Genomic DNA, 24885 nt, shown 5'->3' with positions numbered 1-24885 from the left:
TACGCCAGCGACGGGTGAGGTTACGCCGTGCCCTGGCTGTTTTCGGCGAGTTCCTGTGCCTTCAGCGCCTGCACGGTCTGGTGACGATGCCAGTAATAGTTGAGTGTGTGCTTAACGTTCTCAATCTCTTTTTTCAGACCCGGTAAGCGGATTTTGCTGCGTTTTTTGCCCTGCGCATTGGGCTGGACATGCTGCACATACAAAATATCTCTGCCGAACTGACGGAGAACGTTGATGTTTTTGACATTATCCCATTCCAGCAGCCCGGCGGACTGTGGCTGCACAATGCCCTGCCAGGTAATGGTCAACTGCGAGCCATCCTTGAGCGTAAAGGGCACATCCGGGAAGTACTTTAAGACCAGCGCCGTTTCTTCTTCACCGGTTGGCTGATAACGCCAGGCCAGGCTCTCTTCATGTTGCGACGTAAAGTCACGCTCATATTTCTGCCAGAGCTGTTGTTCAATCTGATCGGCTACGGGGATCAGATCGACCCAACTGTCTGCCGGTGAGGTCGCGGCGATAGCGGCATAATCTGCATCTTCCACAGAATAGTTAACGTTGCGCATCCTTTCAGACAGCGGGGGATGCGAATCAAACGGATGCGGTATGTTTTGTTCGCGCATCGCGCTGACAAAATCGGAGGAGCTAACATGGTGAGGCAGACCGGCTGCGATCGCCTGACTGATGCCAGGTTCATTCTCATACAGCGTTTTATTCTCAAAAAGCTTACGCTCCACCTCATAGCGATAGCTGGCATAGGCTGAGATTTTGATCAGCGATTCGATAATCGCCGACGAGGAAACCAGCGTTGCCGCATTTCGGTCCGCGACAAATTCGCGTTCACGACTGTTGCGCTGCCAGGCCAGTTCAAAAAACAGCCGGTACAGATAGAGCGGATAGAAAACGATAAGCGTAGCCAGATTCTCACTCATCAAATGCGTGTACATATCAAACCGGTGCAGCTTCGGCCCCAGTAGTGCACCCGACGCGGTATCGCCTTCATGCAGGTGCGTCAGTTCATGCACCATGACGCCATCCGCTTGTGCGGTACTGAGCTGACGCAGCAGGGGAATACTGACATACAGTTTTCGGCCCTGCAGCGGCTGATCATTCACGCTCAGCGGGGCTTCTGTCACGTAGAAGTTGGTATCGATTCCGGCAATGATGTGATCCGGTGACGGGGTGCCGACCTTCGCGGCCAGCGCATCAACGCGCGCCCAGAGCGCAGGGGCGGCTTCACGGGTCACCACGTCGCCTTCAATGCTGTCCTCCGGCGGCAGCTTTTTAAAGATGCCTTTGATCATGTAATACATACCGGCTAAAACCAGCAGTGCGACCAGCAGCACCAGCTTTGGATAGTATTTTTGCGTGAAAAAGGCGGTGCCCCAGAACGACAGCCATACCAGCATCCCGCCCTGTATCAGCACCTGCAACGAGCACGCCAGCATCAGAAAGGGACGTGCGAGCCTGAGACTGAGTAACTGTCCTTGTCTGCTTTTAAAGGCCAGGGCGCTAAACAGTAAAATCATCAGCAAAATGACGCCGCTGAAAACCATGGTCCACAGGGCGACTTTGCCGATGAGATAAAATTGCGACAGCTCAGAACCCGAGCCGCAGACGGCATTTTTATAGTCGAGCAGATCGTCGGCGACAGGGCCACACACGGTAGATGGGGGATTCGCTTGCAGGAAGCGCGTTAATTTCCCCACATTCTGATTTTGCGCACGCGCATCATCGATAAAGATTTGCGTATATTCTTTGTCGAGTTCGTTGCTGCCGTATTTGGCAAACGTCAACGTAATAGCAGGGGTTAAAAACAGCGTGAGCAAAAGCCATAAAAAGACCTTTGCATATCCTTTTTTCAATGCCGTTAATTTATTCACAATAATAAGCTCGCTAACTGTCGGTGGGAGGGACAAGCTGTTTATTATCTGGCGATACTGAAAAGGGTTCCCGACATATAAGGAAAATGGCGTGAGATCCGTCTCAGCAGGCTGCAGCTTTGTTAGTGTTATTGAAAAGCGAAGTTATTATAAGCTAACAATTACATTAAGTCTTCTTAACACAAGCGCTGACAGGTGAAAGACGGGCAGGTAACGCGCAGTGTATTCACGTGAAGGGCTTGCCACAGGATTCATCGCTATATCGATAATGCGGCGCAACAGCCGCATTTTTACAGGCAACGCGATTTTGGGCTGATAATTTACGATTACACCCGACAATTGCGCAGATTATTTAACGCGGCAGCCAGAGCCAGGCCGGCCTGATGTTTATCTGGCTCTCAGTTTCATTTTTACTGGCGCTCCATAAATACCGGCAATTCAGGCACCGGTAATACCGACAACACTTTCAGACGCTGCAACGTCCTGACCTGTGCCCGCTCCAGATGATCTCGCATACAGGCCGCCGCCAGCGCCCAGTTTCGTTTCAGCAAAAACTCATAAACCAGACCGTGTTCATCAAGCATTGCGCTGTCGACGGGAATTTTGAGCAGATCATAAAAAATGCGGGTGACAATAAACGGCGACTGATTTTGCCGCAAAATTTGCATCATCAGCTTATTTCCGGCGGGTTCAAGGCAGCGTATGTGCAGATCTTCTTCCAGCGTTTCGAGTTCTGCGGGGTTCAGCTGTTTGCCTCGGTACTTTTGGACGTTATCGAGTCGTTCATTAAGCCAGGTCACACTGAGCCGGTCGCCCGCTTTGTATAATGCCGCAGGTTCCAGGTTCGCTCTGATCTCAAAATGGTCGGCCAGCTCACGCGCAGTTAGCGGCCCTGTCAGCCATTGAGAATAGGGCTCTTTTTCCACCAGTCCTTTGTCACGCAGGCGCATCAGGCTTTCACGTATTACCGCGCGGCTGGTGTTGTAGTGTTTCGCGGCGCCCAGTTCATCAACCTGATAGCAGCCAAAGACCATGGCGGTAGAAAGAATACCTTGCAGGTTCTCCAGCACTTTTTCACCCGTGCTGCGGGTATCAACCAGTTCATCGCGCTGTTCAAGGCCGAACAACTCCCGCGTCAGCGCAATGCGGACAGGCTCCACTTCCTGATTATCACGTGCAACAATAAAGCCTCGCCCTTCAAAGCGGGCAATCCAGCCTTCTTCGTGCAGCATGCTTAACGCGCGCCGGACGGGAACACGACTGGTGCCAAACAGCTGCGCCAGGGGACCTTCCAGTAATACCAGCCCCTCAGGCACGCCATCCTGCTGAAAAACCTTCAGTAAAACCTGCCGGATACTCTCGTAACGCGCAGAACCTGCATCGTCCATGTCAGTCCCATTTACCTTGTTTTGCATTGTGTCATCTTCAGTTCCCCGTCCTGCCAGCCACATTAGCATACCTGACACGACTCCCGATGCCTGCGCTGCGCAGCACTGATGCAGCACTGATATAGTGCACCGCGCCCAATAATGGATCAGTTATAAATTAATACATTTAATGTGGGCGCGCCATTTATTCTGCCATGCCGTAATAAAAATTAAACAACGATAACTAAGTGTCTGATTAAAATCATTTTTTATTTTTAATGATCGACACGATCACAATTATGCAACTTAACAGTGCTTTTTGTGGCACCGTTATTGCTATCTTCAAATGTACATTGAAACGTAATATACATTTAAAGGTGATCGCGTGCAGGCCGAAAACGTTCGTCAGTTATTTATGGCTGGTCAGATTGATGCACTGGGTATCAGTGCACTCTATGCACAACAGCGTCTGTCACCGCTGGCGTTTACCGAGGCCTGCCTGAAGGCGGCAGAAAACGCCCCCTCTGTCTTTATCGCCATAACCGCCGCGCGTGCCCGCGACGAGGCTGAAGCCTCAACCCTGCGCTGGCAGCAGTGCCGCCCACTGAGTCCGCTGGATGGTATTCCGGTAGCCTGGAAAGATCTGTTCGATATTCAGTCGAGCCAGACCACCGCCGGATCGGCCACGCGAAAAAATGTCCCTGTCGCACAGCAGGACGCGGCGCTGGTGGCCCAGTGCTCGGCTGCAGGCCTGGTGACGCTGGGTAAAACCAATCTCAGTGAGTTTGCCTTCTCCGGCCTGGGATTAAATCCCTATTTTGGCACGCCGGCCATCCGTACAAACACGCCGCACCTTTATGCGCCGGGCGGCTCCTCCAGCGGTGCCGGACGGGCAATCGCCGAAGGGCTGGCCTGCATTGCCTTTGGCACCGACACCGGCGGCTCAATACGCATTCCCGCCGCATTCAGCGGCACCATTGGCTATCGCGCCAGCCGCCACCGTTACGCGATGGACGGCGTATATCCTCTGGCGCAGTCGCTGGACACGGTCGGACCGCTTTGCCGAAGCGTGCGTGATGCCATCGCCCTGGATGACATCCTGTGCGGACGGGAAAAGATGCGTTTTCCCGCACCGCATTTTCGTTTCGATGACGCCTTACTGGCCGCGTGTCAGCCCGCGGTACGCGACAACGGTTATCGCCGGTTAGAGCAACTGACGGCTGCCGGATTTGACGTCGAGCGCGCGCCTCTGGCGGCCTTTAACCAGGCGCTGGCGTGGATTGAAGACAACGGCTGGCCGGGCGGACGTGAGGCCTGGCTGCTGCATCGCGAGCTGTTAGCCTCGCCTGACGCGGAGGTAATGGACCCGCGCGTACGCGACCGACTGCTTGCCGCCAGCCATCAGGACCCGGCGGTTCTCACGACCTTTCTTACCCAGCGTAAACAGTGGCAACAGGCGCTCGCCGCAGAGCTGGATGGCGCGGTGCTGATTACGCCCACCGTCGCCCATACCGCACCGGAACTTGCACCGTTGATGCGTGACAGCACCTTGTTTGCCGACACCAATCTGGCCACGTTGCGGTTAACCATGCCGGGCAGCCTGTTGGACATGCCGGGTATCGCTTTTCCGACCGGAACCGATTCAGACGGGCTGCCTACCAGCCTGCTTTTTTCCCTTCCTGCTGGCGAAGATCGCCGGCTTCTTCATGCTGCCAGCACGGTAGCAGGCACGTTCACAGCAGACACGTCTGTCTGCGCTTAACTCCTCCAGAGGAATGAATCATGGCTAAAGAAATTTTGTGTGCATTTGGTGTGGATGTCGATGCGGTGGCGGGTTGGCTGGGCTCGTACGGGGGTGAAGACTCCCCGGACGATATCTCACGCGGCCTGTTTGCCGGCGAAGTAGGCGCACCGCGTTTGCTAAAAATGTTTGCCGAGCACCAGTTACGTACCACCTGGTTTATTCCCGGTCACTCGATTGAAACCTTTCCCGAGCAGATGAAAGCGGTGGTAGATGCGGGTCATGAAATTGGCGTGCACGGTTACAGCCATGAAAACCCCATTGCCATGACGCCTGCGCAGGAAGAAGCCGTGCTGGACCGCAGTATTGAGCTGGTCACCCAACTGGCTGGCAAACGCCCGACAGGCTACGTTGCGCCCTGGTGGGAGTTCAGCAATGTGACCAATGAACTGCTGCTGAAAAAAGGCATTAAGTATGACCACAGCCTGATGCACAACGACTTTCATCCTTACTACGTTCGCGTTGGCGACAGCTGGACCAAAATTGATTACAGCCAGCATCCCGACAGCTGGATGAAACCGCTGGCGCGCGGTGAAGAGACCGATCTGGTGGAAATCCCCGCCAACTGGTATCTCGACGATCTGCCGCCAATGATGTTTATCAAAAAGTCGCCAAACAGCCACGGCTTCGTTAATCCTCGTCATCTGGAAGAGATCTGGCGCGACCAGTTTGACTGGGTTTACCGCGAAAACGACTACGCCGTGTTTACCATGACTATCCATCCCGACGTTTCAGGCCGCCCGCAGGTTCTGCTGATGCTGGAACGTTTGATCAAGTACATCCAAAGCCACCAGGGTGTGCGATTTGTCACTTTTGACGAAATCGCAGACGACTTCTTAGCGCGCAAACCGCGTTAAGTCTCTTTCCTTTATCTAGCAGAGCGATCGCGACATGAGCATCTACAAAAAAAAATCTGTAAATGGCTGGCAGCCGCAGCAGTTAACCATCAGGGATGTGAAGTTCGCCACATGGATTGCCTTCTTCGCCTGGATTTTTGCCGTCTATGACTTCATCCTTTTCGGCACGCTGCTGCCGGAAATCGGCGGACACTTTGGCTGGAGTGAAGTTGAGCAGTCGGAGATTGCCACCTGGGTAGCCTTTGGTGGGGCGGTAATCGCCCTGGCCATTGGCCCACTGGTTGACAGGCTGGGGCGGCGCATGGGGATTGTGATCACGGTCGGAGGCGCCGCGCTGTGCTCGCTGCTGACCGCGATAGGCGGCTTATGGGGCAAGGGCGCGCTAACCGCCATCCGTTCCGTGGCCGGTCTGGGTTACGCAGAGCAGACGGTAAACGCGACCTATCTGTCAGAGCTGTACAGCGCACTGGACGATCCCAAGCTCAACAAACGCAAGGGCTTCGTTTACAGCCTGGTGCAGGGCGGCTGGCCCGTGGGTGCGCTGGTCGCGTCAGCGCTGACCGCCATTCTGTTGCCGATCATTGGCTGGCAGGGCAGCTTTATCTTTGCCGCCTGTCCCTCGTTAGTCATCGCATTGCTGGCGCTCCGGCTCAAAGAAACGCCACAGTTTGAAGTGCAGAAAAAAATCAAAACGTTGCGCGAGCAGGGTAATGATAAAGATGCGCGTCAGGTGGCCGCGGATTATTTAGTGCCTTATGAAGATCAGCCTAAGTCAGGTTTTGCCTCGGCGTTTCGGGGAACGGCGCTGCGTTCTACGCTTGTGCTGGGCATTGCTATCCTGCTGAACTGGTTCGCGATTCAGATCTTCAGCGTTCTGGGCACCACGGTGATTACCAAAACCCATGCCGTGTCATTTAATAACTCGCTGCTGATCCTGATTCTCTCAAACCTGGTGGGCTACTGCGGTTATTTAGCACACGGCTGGCTCGGTGATCGCATTGGTCGCCGCAACACCATCGCCGGAGGCTGGATGCTGGGCGGTATTGCCTTTGCTGCCATGCTGTTCTGTCCGGACAACTTTGCCATCATCGTTGCCCTGTACAGCGTAGGGCTGTTCTTCCTGATCGGCCCCTATGCTGCGGCCCTGTTTTTTATCAGTGAAAGCTTCCCGACGGCCATCCGCGCCACCGCTGGCGCACTGATCATGGCGATGGGTCCCGTGGGCGCTATCGTGGCCGGTGTCGGCACCACCTCGGTGTTGAGCCAGGGCGGACACTGGCAGGACGCCGCGCTGTGGTTCGGCGCAGTGCCGTGTTTTGTCTCGGGCATTATCATTCTGTTTGCCCGCCCGGTGACGCAACGGGATAGCCAGGTCGCTACCGCTTCTACCCAGCCTCAGGCTTAAGGACAGCACATGCAGAATGATAAGGGAACGCCGGTTGCTGCCATCAGCGGCGCGGCCAGCGGCATTGGTCTGGCGCTGGCAACGCTGTATGCGCAACGCGGCGTGCGGGTGATTGCGGGTTACTACCCGCAGGACCCTCACGATCCGGCGCTGGCGTCCGCGCAGGTTGAAGCGGCGGGCGGCGATGCGCTCTGGTTGCCGCTCAATGTCGCTTCAACCGCCTCAGTCGATGCGTTTATCACCCAGGGTGTGCAGCACTTTGGTCGGCTTGACTACGTGGTCGCCAACGCCGGTATTCTGCGCCGCGCAGGGATTGATGAGATGAGCGATGCGCACTGGGATGAGATGCTGAATGTCGATCTGACAGGCGTGATGCGGCTGTTCCGCGCCGCCGCCGCGCATCTTCAGACCGGGGCCAGTCTGGTTGCCGTGTCATCGATTGCGGGCGGGGTTTATGGCTGGCAGGAACATGCGCACTACGCCGCCGCCAAAGCTGCCGTGCCGGGCATTTGCCGGTCACTGGCCGTCGAACTGGCACCGCGCGGCGTGCGCTGTAATGCGATTATCCCCGGCCTGATCGAAACGCCTCAGTCGCTGGACAAACAAAATTCGCTTGGCCCGGAAGGGCTGGCGAAGGCGGCCCACGCGATTCCGCTGGGACGGGTTGGTCGGGCCGAGGAGGTGGCAAAGACGATTGCGTTTCTGACCAGCGAAGAAAGCAGTTATCTCACCGGGCAAAGCCTGATTGTCGATGGCGGCCTGACCGTTCGCTGGCCTGATTAAGGAGAGAGTATGCAGTTAGCAAACAAACGCTGTGTGATCAGTGGCGCGGCCAGCGGAATCGGGGCCGCCATTGCCACGCTGTTTGCCAGGGAGGGCGCGCAGCTGATACTGACTGACCGCGACGGCGACAAACTGGAGGCGATGGTCGCGCGCTGTGGCGCGCTGAACGCGCCGTGCTTTGGCGTGGTGGCCGATGTCGGTGAGGTGGACGGGGCGACGGCGGGCGTGGATGCCTGCCTCGAACGCTTCGGCGGGATTGATATTCTGGTTAACAATGCCGGGATGCTGACCCAGGCCCGCTGCACCGACATCACGCTGGCGATGTGGGAGCAGATGATGGCGGTCGATCTGCGCAGCGTCTTTCTGGCAACCCAGCGGGCGCTGCCTTCGATGCTGGCGCAGCGCTGGGGAAGGGTAATCAACATTGCGTCACAGTTAGGCATCAAAGGCGGTGCCGAACTGAGCCATTACGCCGCCGCGAAGGCGGGCGTAATCGGCTTTACCAAATCGCTGGCGCTGGAGGTCTCTTCAGACAATGTGCTGGTGAACGCGATTGCGCCGGGACCGATCGAAACCCCGCTAATTGACGGCATCAATCAGGCGTGGAAAACCGCCAAGGCCGCTGAGCTGCCGCTGGGGCGTTTTGGGCGGGCAGAAGAGGTGGCACCGGTCGCGCTGCTACTCGCCAGTGAGCCGGGCGGCAATCTGTTTGTCGGTCAGACGCTGGGGCCTAATTCCGGCGATGTTATGCCCTAAGGAGCTGGTTATGTGTGGAATGTGTGGATTACTGGATAACGGCCCGCAGTGGAGCGACGCGCTGGAAAACGACTTGCCCCAGCGCCAGCTGCGTCTGAAGCAACTGGCGTTGCTTAACCGGGCACTCAAACCCTGGCGCCTGAGCTTAACGGGATTTCACACCAGTTGGGTGCTGTCCAGCCCGACCGGGCAGCAGGTCATGGTCAGCTCGCTGGACCTGCTGTGGAAAGAAGCGGAGAAGATGACAAAACGCACCCTCGATCCGCTGGATGAAACCTGGCTGGCGGCGCTCTGATGGCCCAAAAAGGAGCGGCTATGCAACATGAAAAACTGCCGCTGCATATCCTGAGCGGTTTCCTGGGCAGTGGGAAAACCACGTTGCTGAAAGGCTGGCTGACGCATCAAAATCTCAACGATGTGGCGCTGCTGGTTAATGAGTTTGGTGAAGTTGGCATTGATCACCATCTGTTAAATGAAGTGGCACCGGATACGGTGCTGTTACCCAGCGGCTGCGTGTGTTGCCAGATTCGCGGTGAACTGAAAACGGCCCTGCTGGATCTGTATGAACGCCGTACCCGCGGCGAACTGCCGCCGTTTAGCCAGGTGATTCTCGAAACCACCGGTCTGGCCGATCCCGCGCCCATTCTGTCGACGTTACTGCATGATGCGCTACTCAAGCACCATTTCAGTCAGGGAACGCTGGTCACGTTGGTGGATGCCGAGCACGCTCGCCTCCAGTCGGCCCATCAGCCGGAATGGTTAGCCCAGGTCAGTGCGGCCGATAAACTGTTGCTCAGCAAACGCGATCGTATTGATCACCACGAGATGATGGCGCTGCAGAGCTGGCTTGCCGGTTTAAACCCCATGGCGGAACTGAGTGACACAGCGCAGGCGCTAGCCGAACCTGAGGCGTTATTTGCGCTGCGCCTGGCAAAAGGCACGCACGCGCAGCGGTTTCGCTGGCTCGGTGCCGTGGGCAGCGCCGCGTACAGTCTGACCGGGCAGGAGACGCATCATCACCCTCGGACACAAACCTGCGTGATCACGCTGGAAGACGAACTGAACTGGCCGGCGTTTGCTATCTGGCTGTCAATGCTGTTACATAGCCATGGACAATCGGTACTAAGAATGAAGGGCATTTTACGCTTCAGCGGCAGCAGTGCGCCGGTGGTGATCCACGGGGTTCAGCATACGTTACATCCGCCGGTACACATGAACGACTGGCCGGGGGATTTAGAAACATCGAAGCTGGTTTTTATTCTGCGCGGACTCGACGCAGAACGGCTGAAACAAGGGTTTAACCGCTTCCAGCAGGCGTTAAAGGATAAGTAAAACGATGAACTCTGCAGCCAAAGTCAACGATCAACTGACATTACGCGTACTCGGCACCTCCGTCACGCTGCTGGAAATGCTGCGCGTCAGGGCCGAAAAAGATCTGGGCATTCGTATCGAATACCTGCTGCACAGCGTGGAAGATGCGCAACGCATTGCCGTCATGCAGCCGGAGAGTTATGACCTGTACGATCAGTGGTTTCACAACATCGATTTTGTCTGGCCTGCCCGGGCCATCCAGCCGCTGGAAATCAAACGTCTCAAATACTGGGATGAAATTACCCCGCTGGCGAAAACCGGCAGGTTACGTCCGGATCTGCCGCTGGCCGACGGCAGCGTGCCTTCTGAACGGCTGTATGTGCAGCGCGATATGCATCTGGGCAGCCATGCCAGCGATCACATCAGTATGCTGCCGCTCACGCACAATGCAGACAGCTTTGCTTATCACGCCGACCGACTGCCCGCGGCGTTGCAGCAGCAGGAGGAGAGCTGGGGCTGGCTCCTGCATCCTTCACTGACGGGGCAGGTGGCTTTACAGGAAGATGCGGCAATGGGCGGCATTGATGCCGCGCTTGCCATGCAGGGCGCTGGCCTGGCGCGCTTTGCCAACCCAGGTAATCTTACGCTTGAAGAGATTGATCTGCTGACTCAGCAACTGGCGCGCCTCAATCGCAATGGGCATTTCGCGGCATTCTGGGCCTCGCAGGACGAGGCATGCGACCTTATCGCCAACCAGCAGGTGGAAGTGCAGAGCCTCTGGGCGCCCATCTATTTCCGCCATCATTTTCATCAGCGCGGCTATAAAATGGCACGCCCGCGAGAAGGTTATCGCGCCTGGTATGGCGGCATGTCGCTTTCGCGCTGCGCGACCGGCAAAATCAAAGACGCGGCCTATGACTATTTAAACTGGTGGCAATCCGGCTGGCCGGGCGCTGTCATGGCGCGACAGGGTTACTATATTTCCAACGCGGCGCGCAGCCGGGCGCATCTGTCTGCGGCAGAATGGGACTTCTGGTATGGCGGTCAGCCAGCAAGCGAGGTGCTGCTTGATGCCTGGGGCGCACCGTTGATTCCGCAAGGTGAGGTGCGTGACGGAGGAAGCTACGAACAGCGCATGAGCCATATTGCCGTGTGGAACGCCGTGATGGATGAACACAACTATCTGACGCGTCGCTGGCAGGATTTTTTGCGCGCCAGTTGATGGACAAGGGCAGGCCAGAACGCTTAAATGCGCTTCTGGCCCAATCAAAAAGGAAGATGACATGCGCACTCGTCGTTCGGCCCGATTACTGATCCTCAATGCTTCCCATGCCGTTTTGCTGTTTCGTTTCGTGCATAAACAGGAACAGGATGCGCTGGCAGGCAATGCCTACTGGGCAACGCCCGGCGGTGGCGTAGAGGAGGGCGAATCCTTCGAGCAGGCAGCGGTCAGAGAGCTTTATGAAGAAACCGGTATACGTCAGGAGAATGTTGGTCCGTCCGTGGGTGAGCGCAAATTTGAGATGACGCTGCCCTCAGGTGAATGTGTTCTGGCACACGAGCGTTTTTATGTTGTCACTGTCTCGGGTGACGAGATTAACACGCAGGGCTGGAGTGAAAATGAGAAGTCAGTTATTGCCAGCGCACGTTGGTGGACCATCAAGGCACTCAGTGAAACAGCCGACACGATTTATCCTGCCAATATCCTGCGTCTGCTACCCTGAAACAGACCTGAATAGAATGAGAATAGTTGTATAAAATACATTCAAAATAACCGTCATCGCCGCGCGGTTTATATCAGGAAGAGCAGGGCGTGGTGATGGCGGCATCGAATTAACTTCGTTGAATACATAAATTATATTTCATATTTAATTAAAGCTTCCTGTCTGCTCGCCGATAGTCATTCCACATACAATAATAGATTGATTGAGAATGATGATAAAAAGGAATTATTCACTGTTGGCAATGGCGCTGTTATTAAGTGGATGTGCGTCAAAACCGCTCCCGCCGACCAGTAAACTGGTTCAATCAGAAACGATTACCTCCGCCAACAGTTCTCAAATAACGATTGAGGCCTGGAATGAGCTGGAAACCGACTTTAATCGACCAACCGATAATCAGTTGCGATACGTGACGCAAGGTGATACTTCAAAAGTCGTCGCACTTAAAACATTACAGTTCGTCACCATGATGTTTACGACCGGTGGACAGGCGACAGGCTTTACTAAATCTGATCTCAAAGGCACTGAAGTGAAAGGACTGGCTAATCCATCAGTCGCTTACCTGATGCCGAGAGTCAGTGAGATTCTTAAGACAGAAATGGATAAACATCCTGCCAAAAAATACCCGGACGCAGTGAAAATTAGCCCATATACATGGAAGCTGATTTATAAAAACCTTGCCGGTGGCGATGATAACTATGAGCTTATCATGACGACAGCCTTATCCCGCGCAACACAAGATAAAGATGGCAAGTCACTTTATACCAGTATTGTGTGCGGCAGTACGGCCAGCACGCCGCAATATACGTTGCCGCAATGGCGGGCGAATAGTTATGCCAAAGTGACTGAAGTCACGCAGCAAATATTAGATGACTGTATAACGCAGTTCACCAACAAATCGCCTTCCTATCTGCTTTAAATTAGTTAATTGGGTCTGCCTGAATTACCGTATTGTCAGGCTGCGGGGGAAACCGTCGCCGACGTGCATTAGGCAGATCCTTATTCTAAAATAATTGCGCTCTGTTATCGCTACATTAAAGCTATAACGGGGCGTTAAAGCATCGCGCCTTAATTATGTTAAATTAAGTGCTATTAGATGCGCGATTTTTTGCATTAACAAATAATCTGTTTAATGCTGGTTCTCTTTACGCCTGCCCATTGAGGTGAAAGTGAACTTACTCAAGATCGACCACGTGCACATTTATGTGCATGACCTGGATAAGGCAGAACACTGGTATCAGCAGGTACTGGGGTTTTCGCGCGATGAAACATTACTGTTCTGGTTTTCGCAAGGCGGTCCGCTGGTCCTGAAAAATAACGATGCCGCAATTTCGCTGTTTTTAAGAACGCATCAGTCGCCAGGTCATACCGTGGCATTTAGCCTGGATGCATCGTCTTTCAGTCAGTTACTGCACGTCCTGGTCACGCAATCAATACCTTACAGCGTCAGCGATCATTGGGTGTCGATGTCCGTCTATTTTTCCGATCCCGATGGAAATCAGATTGAGCTGACGTCTTATCAGTACAAGGAAGCGCGGGAAAATCTGGCGATGTTCGAGCAGAGCCTGCGGCAGGCTTAACAGAAACAGAGATAAAGTCGTTAACCGGGTCTGGTCAAAACGGCTTAGTCAGGATAAAGAAGAAAAGGGCAGCGCTGTTCTTCATTGCACGCCCTGGCGGTGTAAGCTGCCAACGCATCACATCTCAACCTCAGGCACGACTGAAGATGAATGACGGAATTGTGATTACATACGGGATGATTTTTTCCTGAAAATGATCTGTTTGTCGACACCAGACAGCCAAAATGTCGTGATCGATTTGGATTTGGGTGGATTCTGTGGGGAATGCGGCACCTGAGTACGCTAACTTTCACGTAGCAGCGTCAGTTTTTTACAGGCGTTAGTTTGCAGCTGAGCCTGACAACACATCACGACGCGGCATGACGGAACTGAGCGTGAGTTCTGCCATGAGACGTTTTCGAAAAGCGAAGTGAGACGTGGATGACCGTCTTTATGGAAAGCACTGTGAGTTCTCGATGAAGACGTTTTCTAAAAACGAAATTGATGCGCGTTTCGGGTGATGAACATAAGTGGCAGCACAGGAGATGTGGTCGTTGATCATCATTCAAATTGGGTTGTCTGATTAAATGGAAATACAGCATAGCAGCACAGGTCTTTATGATGGTGGCCTGAAGACGGCATGAGAGACGAACGTCATCAGACAAAAGCAGTGAGATGCAAAACGGGCTCAGATCCTGAAAAGCCGTAGCAGACATAAAAGACGTAAGATGACCCTGTCAAAGCTCACCATATTAAAGTGCACATAATGTATATTATGTTAAATAAAATATCTAATTACGCACTCAGATGGCTCCCCGGTATCACGGGCTCCTCACCTGCACACTTTTATGTCTTGAAGCGCATTCCAAATCGATCGCGCTACGCGAAAACTGGCGCATAATCCCCCTGCGAGTTATTCAGAATTTACGTAGCGTTGTCGGTTTGAGTCTGGCCATTGCCACGTTTTTTCACAGTAACCTCGCCACGTTTGCCCGACATGCGTTTTGTTGGTTTAGTCCGATCTGTTTTCACTGCCGCGCGTTACCGTGAAAAATGGCTTGCGGCTAACAGCCTGTTGCCAGGCCATGCTCAGTTCCAGCCCGGATAACGTCATTCTCGATTAAGCCCCAAACCAACATCAGGCTGAGTGCGGTTGCCTCGGCGTCGACAAGTTTGTCAGGAAAAGTTTTCCAGCACCGACATAAATGAGTGACGGTCGCCCTGACCTGCCGTTAAGCGGACGCGGCTTTCAATGTCCGACAGATGATGTTCCATCAAATGCTGAGCCTGTTTAAGGTCGTTATCCTTCAGTGCCTGAACAATCATGCGGTGATGGTCTGCACCACAATCGTCACTGTGCTTTTCTTCATATAACGCCATCACCAACGATAACCGTGCCACAACTTTCGATAACATCTCGGTTAGTACGGGATTGCCGGCCAACTCCGCCAAAACAAGATGGAACTTACCGGATAAAACGGTTTTGGATTTCTCATCGCCATGCTGATGGATGTGCTCTTCTTCGTCGGTTAACGCCGTCAGCACATCCAGTTGGGCTGGCGTGGCTCGCCGTAAAACCATTTCGAGCAGCAGCCCTTCGATTTTACGCCGCGCTTCAAAAAGACTTTTTGCTTCTTCAATGCCCGGCTCGGCAACAAAGGTGCCCCGGTTGCGCTTACGCTCCAGAAGGTGATCGCTTTCTAAAACGCCTAAAGCACCGCGAACCACAGTGCGGCTGACGCCAAAATGCTCGGCTATGGCTTCTTCCAGAATTTTGCTTCCCGGTTTGAGTGCACCTTCGCCAATGGCCGCCGCCAGGGTGGCACGGATGCGCTCAGAAACATCGTCATGACCTTCCCCACCTGTCAACGCTGTGCCAGAAACTGCCGCACCTGCCCGACTGCGCGTTTTTTTCATCTCTTGTTCCTTGTCAGGCAATAGCAGGCATCAAGCCGCTATCGCACTTGTTGAAAACCGGATTGTACTATCTCTGTAATAATTTCGCTGCGCAAACCTCAGCTAAGCACAATATTCAGTCGGGCACATACCGCACGGATATGCTCAGAGGATTGTTGAATAAAGCCAATCGCCTGCTCAAAACCGTAGGACTGATACTGATAGCTGGGATAGCCGTAGTTCGCTGTTTCGTAAAACTCAAAGTCAGCCACTTCACCTGCCATGACCCGTTTTTCATACGCATTGAGCATCGCGAAGTACGCCTCAAGTTCTTCTGGCGTCAGGTCCGGATGACCTGCCCGCCAGACAGGATCGTCAATCTGGATGCATTGCCGTGGGTTTGCATCACGACGCTGATCGTCTGACGATCGGGCTATTTCCAGCGAGAGGTTTAGCTGTGGATTCACTTCCGCCAGTAAGGTAAGAATGGCGGTGAAATCCACTATCCCCGTGCCGCATGGGCGCGGCTGGAAATCAAGCCCGCCTTCCGCCCGACCAATATAGGCATCTTTAATGTGCGTCTGACGAATCCAGGGCGCAAGGCGGCGCGTTGCCCAGACCGGATGTTCCCCACGCTGCAACATGTTGGCGGTATCAAGCACCACGCCCAGACAATCTTCCCCGACCGCTTCAATCAGACGTAGAATCTCAAATGAGGTGATCTCATCATGGGTTTCTATGTTCATGTGTACGCCATTAGCGCGTGCCACCGGCGCCAGTTTGCGCAGCACTTTTTCTGTGGCGCTAAGCTGCTCATCCCAGGTGACATCTGTACGAAAGCGATCGACCGCCAGCCGACCGCGATAAGCCGGTTTGAAATTACCAGGTGACACCCAAAGCTCTCGGCAGCCAATTTCTGCCCCCGATTCAATCATCCGCGTTAACCCTGCGATGATATCGCCGTCGCCAATGTCACGTAATTCGGGTGATTCAGCGCTGCAATAGGGATTAATTTTGCCTAATCCACTTTCGAGGTAAAGGCCTGAATCATCAGCCTTTTGCCGGATGTCACGCAGTTCAGCGATATCGAGCTGTGGGCTCATATCCAGTAGCGTGCTGAAAAAAATGCCACTCAGCCCCAGATCCTTCACATGATCCAGGCTGGCGAGCGGACCTCGTTTTTTTGCCTCCGGCAGCTTTAACCCATCAATTCCCAATCTCATAGACGAACCCTTTAAATGTCATTGTAGGCTGTTGCGTGCAAGCCTCATGCCACTCAAGGAACAGCTATGGCTAACTCCCTGATGCAAATAACTAAAAATTAAATTAAAAACATTCGCATATTTTTTCGAATTATTTCCCGATTAATTCTGTACGGAATTACTCTTCTCTCAATCCCTTGTACAGCCTGCATTCTCGCGCGATTACCGCCTTTGCCGTTAACAAGCCCTGCTGCGGCGGTGGCATAAAATGACATCAGGCTGCACCAAATTAAGGAAGTTTCGCACTATAAAAGTGAATGCTGATCGATTATGTATGAATAAAAATTGAATCAAAGATATTCGCAAATAGATACGAATAATTTAATGAAAATAATTTACATTAATAATCAACGTATTGTGATTTTTCGCCTCCCCCTGTATTTCAGGCTGGCACGCCACTTGCAAAATTCCTCACATCGACTTGATCGTTCCATTAAACGATGCCGTACCAGGGAAGCACTATGTCAACTATGCCTAAAACATCAGAACGTAAACGTCTTAGCGTTCATGGACTTACCCACAGTTACGGCAGCAGTAATGCTATCAGTGATATTTCGTTCACCATTGAGCCGGGTGAAATTGTGGCGCTGCTTGGGCCAAGCGGGTGCGGTAAATCGACCGTCTTGCGCGCCATTGCCGGACTGATTCAACCCAAAGCAGGCAAAATCGTGTTAGGTCATCAGGACCTTGCGCAAATGTCAGCGCGCTCCCGTGGTATTGGTATGGTGTTTCAGAACTACGCCTTATTCCCGCATCTGACCGTGGCAGAGAACATCGCCTATCCCTTGTCCTGTCAGCAGATGTCGCGCGCTGAGCGCAAAGCGCGTGTGAAAGAGATGCTGACGCTGGTGCGGCTGGAAGAGTACGGCAATCGCCTGCCGCGCGAATTATCGGGCGGACAGCAGCAGCGTGTTGCTGTTGCCCGCGCCATTGCCGGCCGCCCTTCTTTATTATTGCTTGATGAACCCTTTGGTGCGCTCGACCGCGCCCTGCGGTTTGATCTCCAGGTTGAGTTACTGCACCTGCAAAAAACGTTGGGTATCACCACGCTGATCGTCACGCATGATCAAGAGGAAGCCCAGAGCCTGGCGAACCGGTTGGTGCTCATGAACAAGGGGAACGTCGAGCAGATTGATACGCCGATGGCGGTCTATGACCAGCCCAGCACGCTGTTTGTTAACACCTTTATCGGTCAAACCAACCAATTGCCGGGCACGGTGTTGCGCTTTGACAACGATACCACCTTAATTGGCCTGCCTGACGACATGACGCTGCGGCTGCCCAGGCGACTCAACTTTATTCTGGGCGCTAAGGTCATCATCACCTGCCGACCAGAAGACATCACCCTGATGCCGCACCCCAACGAAAACACGCAGCCGGTCACGCTGAGCGTGTCGGTTCCTTTGGGCCCGACGTTGCTCCACGAGATGACGCTTCCCTGTGGTGGCAGCCTGCGCGCGTCTGAAGTGCGCGGTGCCGGTACCCCGCTTCTTCGCCCCGGCGCGCAGCTGTTCGCCGAGATCAATACCACACGCTGCCATGCCTTTCCGGCAGAACCGCAATCCTAAGCGCATAAGAAGGAAAAACTATGAAAGACGTTAACATCAGTCGTCGTCGGTTCGGTCAACTGATTGCCGGGGCGACGGCAGCCTCACTGCTGCCGCTTTCGTTACGGGCATTGGCAGCCAATACGCAATCAGCCGTGGTAGCCACCTTCCCTGGCAACTGGGAGGACGCTTATCGCACGGTATTAACACCGATGCTGCAGAAAGAAGGCATTGGCCTGACGATTGCGCCAGCGATGGCCCAGGACCAGCTCGCGAAAGTGATGGCCAGCCCTGGCAATCCGCCCTATGACGCACTGCTGATGTCTCCGGGGCAAACTGACGTTGCCCTGCAAAATAATTTGATTGAAAAAATCGATCCTTCACGACTGAAAAACTGGCACCTGCTCGATAAAAGTTTTCAGGGAGAATACGGGCCGACGGTGACCGTGGAAGTCAACGGCATTGCCTACAATCCCGATATGGTACCGAGGCCGGACGGCTATGCCGATCTGTTTGAGAATCCCAGGTTTAAAGGGCTGGTCTCCTGGACAGGGTTTGGCTCAAACACCGCCGTCATGGCCTATACCGAAATTGCCAAAATATACGGCAAAGGGCCAGATGATATGGATGCCGTGTTTCAACTGTTCCAGAAACACCCTGAGCAGCTAAAGAGCATCGTCGACAGCACCAATCACCAGATGACGCTGTTCCAGCAAGGTGAAATTGCGGTATTCATGTGCAGCACCAGTAACGTCGCGCGCCTGAAGAGCCTGGGCATGAATGCCGAATTTGTGCATCCTAAAACCGGCACACCGGCGGCACCGGTCAACATTCACCTGACCAAAGGCAGTAAAAACGCAGAGGCAGTTTATGCCTATATGGATGCCGCTATCTCACAAGCCGCTCAGGATCAGTTCAAGCTACCGCCAGCAGAAATGTTTCCCACCAACAACAATGTGGCGCTGACGCCTGCCATCTCGGCCTACGTTACTCGCCAGGACCTGCCTTCGCTGGTTTATCCCGACTGGGCCGCGATCAACAAAAATCGCGATGCCTGGATACGCAAATTCGATACGATTGTTGCTGGATAAGGTGGCGTGATGAAACAGAGCGGCTTTCCGTATGTGGTGCCCATGTTGCTGCTGTCCGTGGTGTTTTTCGCAACGCCGCTCGCTGTTTTAGTCGGATTCAGCTTTATCACCAAAAGCGGTATCACGCTTGAGCATTACGCTCGCTTTTTTGGCGATGCGTTTAACTTCCGCGTGCTGCTTAATACCGCAAGACTGGGCATTGAAACCGTCATTGGCACGACTTTGCTGGGTATTCCCATCGCTCTGTTGTATTGGCACAGCGGTCGCACAGTGCGTCAGACGATCATTTTCCTGACGCTGATACCGATGCTGACCAGCAACGTGGTGCGAACCTTTGCCTGGATTGTCATTCTGGGACGCCAGGGCCCTGTCAGTGATGCCCTTATGGCGCTGGGCATCACCGGCATGCCAACCAGCCTGATGTTTACCGAGCTGGGTCTGGTCCTGGCAATGTGCCAGATCGATCTGCCGTTAATTATCCTGCCGTTGATTGCGATTCTGACGCGGACTCCCTACGCACTCACGGAAGCCGCGCAGGTTTCAGGTGCAGGTCCGTGGCGAATTTTCGTCACCGTACTGCTGCCCTTAATGCTCCCGGGCTTACTGGCCGGCTGGATTCTGGTGTTCGCCAGCACCAGTAGTTCGTTTGTCACCCAGTCCGTGATCGGTGGCGCGCGCAATGTGTATGTTCCACAGCTGATTTATCGCGAAGTCGGCACGCTGTTTGACTGGCCATTGGCCTCTGCCATCGCCGTGGTGCTGCTGCTTTCTACTGGCTGCCTGCTGGTTGCCCTGACCATGATTTCACGCCACCGGAGACTGAGCGGCCATGCGTAATCATCGAGAAAACCCGGTGCCTGCTGCACTGTATAACCTGTTCGTCTATGGCTTTGGCACGCTTTGCGTTATCTATCTGGTTGCGCCCATTGTTATTGCCATCATGATGTCGTTTACCGCCGGTCAAACACTGAAGTATCCGCCCGAAGGATTTTCCCTGCGCTGGTACGAGGCCTTACTGGACCCCGTTCGTTCCGGAACGGAGCAGATCGCGGCCTGGAACTCCCTGAAAATTGCCGGGTTGGCGGTGTTGGGATCGCTGCTGTTCGCCGTGCCCGCCACCATTGGCATGACGCGAATGAAACGTAAAAGCGTCAATGCCATTGAACCATTACTGCTGGCACCGCTGGTGCTGCCCAGCCTGGTCTACGGCCTGTCGGCCTTAATCGTTGCCAACTTTTTTGGCGTGACACCGTCACTATGGTTAACGGTTACGGGCCACATCGTGGTTTTTGGCCCGCTGATGTATCGGGCAGCATCCGTGGTTGCGCAGGGAATGAATCCCTCTCTGGCTGAAGCCTCGACGGTAATGGGAGCGAGCTGGTTTATGACCCTGCGCCGCGTCACCTTGCCGTTGCTGATGCCGGGCATCACCGCCGGGGCATTTCTGGTGTTTATCCAGTCTCTGGATAACGTTACGGTCACGCTGTTCCTTGCCGACGCACGCACCACAGTCCTTCCCCTGCGCATGTTTGCACTGATTGAAGAGTCGCTGGATGTACGCGTTGCGGCCATCTCCGGCATTCTGATTGCGATAACCCTGATGGGCATGTTGGTCGCGCGCCGTGTACTGGCACCGCGTCCGCAAAACCCGTAAATAAAAAGGATTCACTATGACTACTCATGCGACTGCCGCCGCAGGATATCGCATCGGCGCGTTATTGGCTGATTTCCAGCCTGACTTCACGTTTTCCGCCCCGCCGCCCTTGCCGCTGGAGGAGTTTGAAGAGCGTCTGCGTAAAATCCGTCGTCAGGCCGTAGAGGCCGGACACGATGCGCTGATCGTTCACGCAGGCAGCGTGGGCTGGTTTCATGCGTCAAATCCCTATCTTCGCTATATTTGCGACTGGATGCGCGAAGGTGTGCTGATCATCCCCACAGATAACAATAAGCCTTTGACGCTGCTGTCGTTTTTTACCCAGTCAGTGCTGCTTCCGCCAGCCGGAGAGCCGCTGTTGGTCGAGGACATCTGGCAGATTGGGCCAATAGGCCGCGAATATGCTGACCGTCCCGGCGACGCGGTGGTGAAAACGGCCGAAAAATGTGCCGCGATACTGCGTCAGTTGGGATTAGCGCGTGCGCAGATTGGCAAAATTGGCGATCGTACCAGCCTGACTTTTTGGGCGTCGCTGGAAACCCAGTTACCCGGCAGTCAATGGATTGCAGACAACGCCATTCTGGACCGACTGCAAAAAGTGCGCTCCACGCGTGAAATCGAGATGTTCAGGGCGGCGGCACAGTTGATTAGCATCGGTACGCAAGCGGCTTACCATGTGGCGAAACCGGGTATCACCGATCATGAAATCTTTGCGGCCTTTACCGCCGCACAAATGGCATTCGGTGGTGAGACCGGCGATGGCTATCAAATTGGTATCAATGCGTTTGGTACGCACTGCGGTAAACCTTACGGACATATTGTTCGCCCCGGTGACCTGATCAATTTGTATATCTCAAATGTCACCTGGCGCGGCTATACCGCCCAGACGGCGCGCATGATTGCCGTGGGCGATATTACCGCCCGCCAGGAGCTGGTGTTAAACGCCTGTACTGAAGGCGTTAAACGTGCGGAGCAACGCATTAAGCCGGGCGCGTTAATGCGTGATATTAACAATGCTGCCTTTGCACCCATGATCGCGCAGGGACTGTTGACCTCACCCGAAGCCCGCAGCATGCCGTATAACTGGTCACCCATGCCGGACGGCGAAGCACGTTTAATTCCGCAACAGTATGTCCCGGATGCAGACTGGGAAGCACAGGGACGCAAACTCATGCATGTTTACCCTGCCACTCATGGCCCACATAACCCGAATCTGGGCCATTCAGTCGGCATGGCGGGCGGGCAAAACAGCTTCAACATTTCGTCTCACAATTACGATCGTCTGGAGGAAGGTATGGTGTTTGTGTTGCACACCCAATGGCTTGAGCCGTTATCGGCCGGTTGCAACATTGGGGATTGTTATGTGGTGACCCAGGACGGCTTCGAAAACCTTAGCCGCCATACGCCGCTTGAAACCCACCGTATTGCAGCCGGAGTTTGATATGAATTCGCACACCTGGTTTGATTTCGCGTCATTAGGCGAACGGGAACGCTACAAAATACTGATTGGTACGGTGATACCGCGCCCCGTAGCCCTGGTGACTACCGTTGATAAAAACGGGCACGCGAATGCCGGGCCGTTTAGCTTCTTCAACGTGTTAACACACGATCCGGCCATTGTTGCTATCGGTGTCGAAAATTATGCCGATATGCGCTTTAAAGACACAGCCCGGAACATCCGTGAAACGGGCGAATTTACCGTGCATATTGTGGACCAGGCGCTGGTCGAACAAATGGAAGTTTGCGCGATTAAATTTGCGCCAGAGGTGAATGAACTGCGTGAAGCTGGCCTGGCTACCGTTCCGGGCAACAAGGTATGCAGCCCGCGCATTCTTGCCGCGCCAGCCGCGCTGGAATGCCGCCGACATACCACTTTGCAGGTTGGCCCCGCGCGCGAAATTATTCTTGGTGAAGTGGTCGGCGTCTATGTGCGTAGCGATGCGGTTAACCCGGAAAACCTGCACATCGATCAGCACCTTATGGACGCGATTGGTCGTATGGGGGGGAATACTTATTGCCGGACGCGCGATCAGTTTGATGTAAAAACGTTGACGCCCGAACAATGGGCATCACGACAATCCATTAAATAACGCGTTGCAAACGAAGGCATCTGTGGAGCCGCAGGTGTAACCCGCGCCTTTACGGAAAACAATAGAAACACCAACCTGCTACATAACGGCTGCGTCGCCCCGTTAAGCGTGGCTGCAATACAAAGCACACTGAAGTGGGTGTAAGCGGAGATAAGCCACCATTCTGTCGTGAGACGCGTGGCTGATTTCCCCACTCATGCTTTGCTCGGGCAGAACGCCGGTGTTCAGCCCGTTAACTTGCCCGGTTCAGCGTCACCTGTGCGCCATATTCGCGCGTCAGCCGGCGAGACTGATAGTAAACGGATTTCCAGTACGGATTATCCAGTGAAGAACGAATCACGCCTTTGCTGGCAGAGGCATGAATAAACTGATGGTCAGTATCGTAGAACCCAACATGCATCCCACCGCCGATGCGGAAAAAGACCAAATCGCCTGGCTGTAAATGTTCCGGCGTGACACGAACGCCCATATGCAGGAGATCGGCGGTTGTCACGCGATCCATCGGCAGATTAAAGCGGTCATGCAAGGTGCGCCAGACGTAGCCCGAACAGTCGACGCCCGACAGTTGCGTTCCGCCCCATTGGTACGGTGTGTCATGCCAGGTATGCATTTGGTCATGCAATGCAGCAACAATCGGGATTAAGTCAGGGTTTTGCGTTGAATCCGATGCGGAAGTGTCCTCGGGAGCGTCTGAGCGAGGATGATGACTGCAGCCGGACATCAGCAATATAAGGCCGGAAAGTAAAAAGAAAGATGTTCTACGCTTCATCGAGTGATCCGCACAGTAAAGATAAGAGGCCAGCAAAGTTAATAGCTTTATAACCTATTCATTCGCCTATAGAAATATCAAAGCTCCGCTTTACCTAACCTTACACTTTGAGCATCAGGTCATAGTTATATAGCGTAAAACCCCCCTTCTGAAAACAGATTTTATTGAACCCAAATAATAACGCTACGTTTAATCTGACTGGGTCGCTCTCCTGCTCATCGTTCAGAATTCACGTAGCGCTGCCTGTTTTTACCCTACCCGTTTTCACCGGGATCAAGCCCGCACACCTGCCAGCGCACTGAACTGACACCTTTCTCCAGGCTGATACGGCTTACCAGACTTTCCAGCTGCCCGGTCATGCTGGGCTGCCCCATCACTTCGGCATTCACTTCCATGCGGTGCGGCGGGTCCAGATCTTCACTGTGGAGCGACTGCAGGCGCAAGCCGCTGTTGCCCAGGCTGTGCAGCATCAGGCTGCGCACCTGAACTTCATCCTGAGCCAGACAAACGATTTGCACTTTATAATGCTGTACCGCCTCGTCAGCCGACACGATAGACTGACGATTGATGCCCAGCGCCAGCTCGCGCAGCAGGATATTGGCGCACAGAATCACCATGCAGCCAATCGCCGCTTCGAGCAATAACCCCATGCTGCACAATACGCCGACGGCCGCAGTACACCACAACGTGGCGGCGGTATTCAGGCCGCGCACATTTAACCCGTCGCGCATAATCACGCCACCGCCGAGAAAGCCGATGCCGGAAACCACATAGGCGGCAACGCGCGTGGCGTCGGTGGCAATGCCCGGTACACATTGGGTCATCAGCACAAACAGGCAGGCGCCGGTGCTGACCAGCGCGTTGGTGCGTAAGCCGGTCATGCGTTGACGCAGTTGACGTTCGCTGCCGATGAGCGCACCCAGAATCAGCGCAGCCGACACGCGCAGTAAAAAGATTTTCCAGTCCATGATAAACCTCTCTCCGCCACGCAGTATGCGCAGGACGGAAAAGTAAAGATGAATAAAATGGATTACAGCAGGCGCTGATGCACAGAGCGCATCACGTTGTGGAGGGATGATTGTAAAACCGCCATCTTAACGCGCAGTTAAGACAGCCAGAAGACTATCTTACTG

The 24885-nt window shown here is 54.1% G+C and carries 23 protein-coding genes; 17 read left to right on the top strand and 6 right to left on the bottom strand.

Going from position 1 to position 24885, the window contains the following annotated elements; translation table 11 throughout:
- Positions 1–20: 20 nt before the first annotated feature.
- Together NR177_RS07700 and NR177_RS07695 are read right to left on the bottom strand one after the other, a co-directional pair.
- Positions 21–1919 (bottom strand): M48 family metallopeptidase, encoded by a 1899-nt coding sequence (locus NR177_RS07700; protein WP_306277994.1) that lies wholly within the window; start codon positions 1917–1919, stop codon positions 21–23.
- A gap of 374 nt (positions 1920–2293) precedes the next feature.
- Positions 2294–3340 (bottom strand): GntR family transcriptional regulator, encoded by a 1047-nt coding sequence (locus tag NR177_RS07695; protein WP_256852650.1) that lies wholly within the window; start codon positions 3338–3340, stop codon positions 2294–2296.
- Between the two features lie 295 nt (positions 3341–3635).
- On the opposite strand from NR177_RS07695, the gene NR177_RS07690 reads away from it, so the two are divergent.
- The 11 genes from NR177_RS07690 to NR177_RS07640 all read left to right on the top strand — a co-directional run bounded on the left by NR177_RS07690 (position 3636) and on the right by NR177_RS07640 (position 13464).
- A complete protein-coding gene (locus NR177_RS07690) occupies positions 3636–5012 on the top strand; it encodes an amidase family protein (RefSeq protein WP_256852599.1) in 1377 nt (458 codons plus the stop codon).
- Between the two features lie 20 nt (positions 5013–5032).
- The gene (locus NR177_RS07685) at positions 5033–5908 is read left to right on the top strand and encodes a polysaccharide deacetylase (RefSeq protein WP_063879658.1); all 876 of its coding nucleotides are present in this window, start codon (positions 5033–5035) and stop codon (positions 5906–5908) included.
- A 34-nt stretch (positions 5909–5942) separates the two neighbouring features.
- Positions 5943–7313: an MFS transporter gene (locus NR177_RS07680; protein WP_256852598.1), complete on the top strand. Its 1371-nt coding sequence runs from the start codon at positions 5943–5945 to the stop codon at positions 7311–7313.
- 9 nt (positions 7314–7322) lie between these two features.
- On the top strand, positions 7323–8096 hold the full coding sequence (locus tag NR177_RS07675) for an SDR family NAD(P)-dependent oxidoreductase (protein WP_256852597.1): 774 nt from the start codon (positions 7323–7325) through the stop codon (positions 8094–8096).
- Between the two features lie 9 nt (positions 8097–8105).
- Positions 8106–8852, top strand: coding sequence for an SDR family NAD(P)-dependent oxidoreductase (locus NR177_RS07670; RefSeq protein ID WP_063879655.1), 747 nt, complete (start codon positions 8106–8108; stop codon positions 8850–8852).
- A gap of 10 nt (positions 8853–8862) precedes the next feature.
- Positions 8863–9147, top strand: coding sequence for a hypothetical protein (locus tag NR177_RS07665; RefSeq protein WP_063879654.1), 285 nt, complete (start codon positions 8863–8865; stop codon positions 9145–9147).
- A 20-nt stretch (positions 9148–9167) separates the two neighbouring features.
- Positions 9168–10184 (top strand): GTP-binding protein, encoded by a 1017-nt coding sequence (locus NR177_RS07660; protein ID WP_256852596.1) that lies wholly within the window; start codon positions 9168–9170, stop codon positions 10182–10184.
- Positions 10185–10188: 4 nt separating this feature from the next.
- A complete protein-coding gene (locus tag NR177_RS07655; protein ID WP_145393214.1) occupies positions 10189–11385 on the top strand; it encodes a PotD/PotF family extracellular solute-binding protein in 1197 nt (398 codons plus the stop codon).
- Positions 11386–11446: 61 nt separating this feature from the next.
- The gene (locus tag NR177_RS07650) at positions 11447–11887 is read left to right on the top strand and encodes an NUDIX hydrolase (protein ID WP_256852595.1); all 441 of its coding nucleotides are present in this window, start codon (positions 11447–11449) and stop codon (positions 11885–11887) included.
- A 241-nt stretch (positions 11888–12128) separates the two neighbouring features.
- Complete coding sequence (locus NR177_RS07645) at positions 12129–12803, top strand: hypothetical protein (RefSeq protein WP_254353882.1); 675 nt, start codon at positions 12129–12131, stop codon at positions 12801–12803.
- A 250-nt stretch (positions 12804–13053) separates the two neighbouring features.
- Positions 13054–13464, top strand: a complete 411-nt coding sequence (locus NR177_RS07640) for a VOC family protein (RefSeq protein ID WP_096010596.1) — start codon at positions 13054–13056, stop codon at positions 13462–13464.
- 1155 nt (positions 13465–14619) lie between these two features.
- On the opposite strand, the gene NR177_RS07635 is transcribed toward NR177_RS07640, so the two are convergent.
- A complete protein-coding gene (locus NR177_RS07635) occupies positions 14620–15360 on the bottom strand; it encodes a GntR family transcriptional regulator (RefSeq protein ID WP_256852594.1) in 741 nt (246 codons plus the stop codon).
- 98 nt (positions 15361–15458) lie between these two features.
- Entirely contained in the window at positions 15459–16562 is a 1104-nt protein-coding gene (locus NR177_RS07630) for a sugar phosphate isomerase/epimerase (RefSeq protein ID WP_256852593.1), read from the bottom strand.
- 500 nt (positions 16563–17062) lie between these two features.
- Between NR177_RS07630 and NR177_RS07625 the strand changes: the two genes are divergently transcribed.
- The 6 genes from NR177_RS07625 to NR177_RS07600 are packed head-to-tail and all read left to right on the top strand — an operon-like array spanning position 17063 to position 22983.
- Positions 17063–18169, top strand: coding sequence for an ABC transporter ATP-binding protein (locus NR177_RS07625; protein ID WP_145393220.1), 1107 nt, complete (start codon positions 17063–17065; stop codon positions 18167–18169).
- Between the two features lie 20 nt (positions 18170–18189).
- On the top strand, positions 18190–19239 hold the full coding sequence (locus NR177_RS07620) for a PotD/PotF family extracellular solute-binding protein (RefSeq protein ID WP_096010599.1): 1050 nt from the start codon (positions 18190–18192) through the stop codon (positions 19237–19239).
- Positions 19240–19248: 9 nt separating this feature from the next.
- Positions 19249–20076, top strand: coding sequence for an ABC transporter permease (locus NR177_RS07615; protein ID WP_145393222.1), 828 nt, complete (start codon positions 19249–19251; stop codon positions 20074–20076).
- Positions 20069–20893 (top strand): ABC transporter permease, encoded by an 825-nt coding sequence (locus NR177_RS07610; protein WP_145393223.1) that lies wholly within the window; start codon positions 20069–20071, stop codon positions 20891–20893. Before NR177_RS07615 ends, NR177_RS07610 begins: the two co-directional genes overlap by 8 nt.
- Positions 20894–20909: 16 nt before the next feature.
- Positions 20910–22334 (top strand): M24 family metallopeptidase, encoded by a 1425-nt coding sequence (locus tag NR177_RS07605; RefSeq protein WP_256852592.1) that lies wholly within the window; start codon positions 20910–20912, stop codon positions 22332–22334.
- 1 nt (position 22335) lies between these two features.
- Positions 22336–22983 (top strand): flavin reductase family protein, encoded by a 648-nt coding sequence (locus tag NR177_RS07600; protein WP_256852591.1) that lies wholly within the window; start codon positions 22336–22338, stop codon positions 22981–22983.
- A 232-nt stretch (positions 22984–23215) separates the two neighbouring features.
- Here NR177_RS07600 and NR177_RS07595 read toward each other — a convergent pair whose 3' ends face one another.
- Together NR177_RS07595 and NR177_RS07590 are read right to left on the bottom strand one after the other, a co-directional pair.
- Positions 23216–23752 carry a C40 family peptidase gene (locus NR177_RS07595; RefSeq protein ID WP_063879641.1) on the bottom strand — a complete coding sequence of 179 codons (537 nt, stop codon included), beginning with the start codon at positions 23750–23752 and terminating at the stop codon, positions 23216–23218.
- A gap of 254 nt (positions 23753–24006) precedes the next feature.
- Positions 24007–24720: an MgtC/SapB family protein gene (locus NR177_RS07590; protein WP_063879640.1), complete on the bottom strand. Its 714-nt coding sequence runs from the start codon at positions 24718–24720 to the stop codon at positions 24007–24009.
- Between the last annotated feature and the right edge of the window lie 165 nt (positions 24721–24885).

This window comes from Pantoea sp. Fr+CA_20, from assembly GCF_024520835.1.
Lineage (GTDB): Bacteria > Pseudomonadota > Gammaproteobacteria > Enterobacterales > Enterobacteriaceae > Pantoea > Pantoea allii.
This window is presented reverse-complemented; position numbering and strand designations above follow the sequence as displayed.

What these genes read in the sequence shown, in the direction of transcription:
- NR177_RS07695 (WP_256852650.1), bottom strand. Translation starts at nt 3,340, where the DNA reads ATGCTAATGTGGCTGGCAGGACGGGGAACTGAAGATGACACAATGCAA.
- NR177_RS07685 (WP_063879658.1), top strand. Translation starts at nt 5,033, where the DNA reads ATGGCTAAAGAAATTTTGTGTGCATTTGGTGTGGATGTCGATGCGGTG.
- NR177_RS07680 (WP_256852598.1), top strand. Translation starts at nt 5,943, where the DNA reads ATGAGCATCTACAAAAAAAAATCTGTAAATGGCTGGCAGCCGCAGCAG.
- NR177_RS07675 (WP_256852597.1), top strand. Translation starts at nt 7,323, where the DNA reads ATGCAGAATGATAAGGGAACGCCGGTTGCTGCCATCAGCGGCGCGGCC.
- NR177_RS07670 (WP_063879655.1), top strand. Translation starts at nt 8,106, where the DNA reads ATGCAGTTAGCAAACAAACGCTGTGTGATCAGTGGCGCGGCCAGCGGA.
- NR177_RS07665 (WP_063879654.1), top strand. Translation starts at nt 8,863, where the DNA reads ATGTGTGGAATGTGTGGATTACTGGATAACGGCCCGCAGTGGAGCGAC.
- NR177_RS07660 (WP_256852596.1), top strand. Translation starts at nt 9,168, where the DNA reads ATGCAACATGAAAAACTGCCGCTGCATATCCTGAGCGGTTTCCTGGGC.
- NR177_RS07655 (WP_145393214.1), top strand. Translation starts at nt 10,189, where the DNA reads ATGAACTCTGCAGCCAAAGTCAACGATCAACTGACATTACGCGTACTC.
- NR177_RS07650 (WP_256852595.1), top strand. Translation starts at nt 11,447, where the DNA reads ATGCGCACTCGTCGTTCGGCCCGATTACTGATCCTCAATGCTTCCCAT.
- NR177_RS07645 (WP_254353882.1), top strand. Translation starts at nt 12,129, where the DNA reads ATGGCGCTGTTATTAAGTGGATGTGCGTCAAAACCGCTCCCGCCGACC.
- NR177_RS07635 (WP_256852594.1), bottom strand. Translation starts at nt 15,360, where the DNA reads ATGAAAAAAACGCGCAGTCGGGCAGGTGCGGCAGTTTCTGGCACAGCG.
- NR177_RS07630 (WP_256852593.1), bottom strand. Translation starts at nt 16,562, where the DNA reads ATGAGATTGGGAATTGATGGGTTAAAGCTGCCGGAGGCAAAAAAACGA.
- NR177_RS07625 (WP_145393220.1), top strand. Translation starts at nt 17,063, where the DNA reads ATGTCAACTATGCCTAAAACATCAGAACGTAAACGTCTTAGCGTTCAT.
- NR177_RS07620 (WP_096010599.1), top strand. Translation starts at nt 18,190, where the DNA reads ATGAAAGACGTTAACATCAGTCGTCGTCGGTTCGGTCAACTGATTGCC.
- NR177_RS07615 (WP_145393222.1), top strand. Translation starts at nt 19,249, where the DNA reads ATGAAACAGAGCGGCTTTCCGTATGTGGTGCCCATGTTGCTGCTGTCC.
- NR177_RS07610 (WP_145393223.1), top strand. Translation starts at nt 20,069, where the DNA reads ATGCGTAATCATCGAGAAAACCCGGTGCCTGCTGCACTGTATAACCTG.
- NR177_RS07605 (WP_256852592.1), top strand. Translation starts at nt 20,910, where the DNA reads ATGACTACTCATGCGACTGCCGCCGCAGGATATCGCATCGGCGCGTTA.
- NR177_RS07600 (WP_256852591.1), top strand. Translation starts at nt 22,336, where the DNA reads ATGAATTCGCACACCTGGTTTGATTTCGCGTCATTAGGCGAACGGGAA.
- NR177_RS07595 (WP_063879641.1), bottom strand. Translation starts at nt 23,752, where the DNA reads ATGAAGCGTAGAACATCTTTCTTTTTACTTTCCGGCCTTATATTGCTG.
- NR177_RS07590 (WP_063879640.1), bottom strand. Translation starts at nt 24,720, where the DNA reads ATGGACTGGAAAATCTTTTTACTGCGCGTGTCGGCTGCGCTGATTCTG.